The 1615-nt window shown below is 59.8% G+C and carries 2 protein-coding genes; both read left to right on the top strand.

The features are described from left to right. On the top strand, window positions 1-1443 hold a 1443-nt coding region (locus tag BST28156_RS34455), incomplete at its 5' end, for a TnsB C-terminal domain-containing protein (RefSeq protein ID WP_174904576.1). A gap of 8 nt (window positions 1444-1451) precedes the next feature. Beyond that, on the top strand, window positions 1452-1615 hold a 164-nt coding region (locus BST28156_RS34450; RefSeq protein ID WP_174904575.1), incomplete at its 3' end, for a TniB family NTP-binding protein.

The raw sequence follows: 1615 nt of genomic DNA, 5'->3' as shown, positions 1-1615 counted from the left end.
CCGAAACGACGAGGCCCATCTGAGAGCAGCCATCGATTGGGAGGGGCCGTTGATGCAGTGATTGACGAAGTAGTGCACGTCTGGCTGCCCACTCAACGACATTTGGCGCATCCTGCAACCGATCTCGTGCTGGAGGTTCGACGCAGATGTGAGCTTGCCGGACTGCAACCACCAGGCCGAACCACCATAGGCCGGCGGTGGGCTCAGCATCGCGAGGCGGACGCCCTGCAGCGCGCGGCCCTTCCCAGCGCGCTGGCAGCGCCAGGTTCACTTGTCGCAAAGTATCCTCTGGAAATCGTTCAGGTCGACCATACCCAGGCGGACGTCGTTTTGGTTAGCGAACACGACAGACAGGTGATTGGGCGCCCGTGGCTGACTATCGCTCTGGACGTTGCAACCAGGTGCGTGTTGAGTTTTTACGTTGGCATGGAGCGTCCGGGAGCGGCTACCGTTGGTTTGCTGCTGACCAGGGCGGCACTGCCCAAAGGCCCCTGGCTCGCGAAGATCGAGGCGGACGCAGAGTGGCCAATGCGTGGGATTCCGAGCGTTCTACATCTGGACAACGCTGCCGAGTTCAAGAGCAGGGCGCTTCGCAGTGGATGTCGGGAATACGGTATCCACCTGATGTATCGTCCAGTCGGGCGGCCTCATTTTGGCGGCCATATTGAACGCCTGAACCGCACCCTGATGGAGCGTGTCCGGGGCTTACCGGGGGCGACTGGATCGTCTCCCAAAGGACGGAAGGCGCGAGAGTCTGAAAAGACGGCCTCGTTGACGCTTCGAGAATTCGAGCAATGGCTCGCGATCGAGATCGCCAGACGCTACCACCACGTTCCGCATCGCGGGCTGCTTGGAGCGACGCCAGCTGACACGTGGCGGATGCTTGCCCTTAGCCTTGATTCGCGGCAGCTTCCCGCTTCCAGCGACGCTGAGCTCAGGTTCCTGATTCGGTTTTTGCCCGTAGTGCAGAGGAAAATCCAGGCTGACGGACTGACGCTCTTCCATGTTCGTTATTGGCATCCGATTTTCGTCGCCTGGCGCCAGACGCGGCGGGCGGTCACCGTTCGGTATCATCCGGAGGACCTCTCGCGGGTTTTTGTGACAGCAGGGAGCGGCAACTACCTCGAAGTCCGTTACGCAGACATGCGGCGGCCGGCAATTTCTCTTTTTGAACACCGGGCAGCGTTGCATTCCATTAGATTGGAAGGACAACAAACTGTTTCTGAGTCGCTGATCTTCAGGACAATAGAAGAGCAACGGCATGTAATTTCCAGAGCCAAACAGACAACGGCCCGTGCACGTCGACCGTCACGCAAAGAGATCGTCCCATTGGAAGAGTTGCGCGACAGGATTGTCCCGTACAGGAGTGACGTGAAGGAGCAGGAGGCTGAGGCGGTCGACTACGCGACGCCAGTTCAGGCCTTCGATGTGGAGCAATGGTGAGGTGACACATGAAGGGTGGGGCACTTGCGCATCTGCTACCGGCTGCCAGACAGCAAGCCGAGTTAGGGAACGACGAACGAATCCTCGGACTTCTTCGAGACCGCTGGATCGACTATCCCCGCGCGACGCAAGCCCTGCAGCAACTTGAGCGCCTCTTTGAGACGCCCCGCCG

This window comes from Burkholderia pseudomultivorans (genome assembly GCF_902499075.1).
Taxonomy (GTDB): Bacteria; Pseudomonadota; Gammaproteobacteria; order Burkholderiales; family Burkholderiaceae; genus Burkholderia; species Burkholderia pseudomultivorans.
Note: the sequence above shows the minus strand (reverse complement) of the source record. Positions and strands in the feature narration are given on the sequence as shown.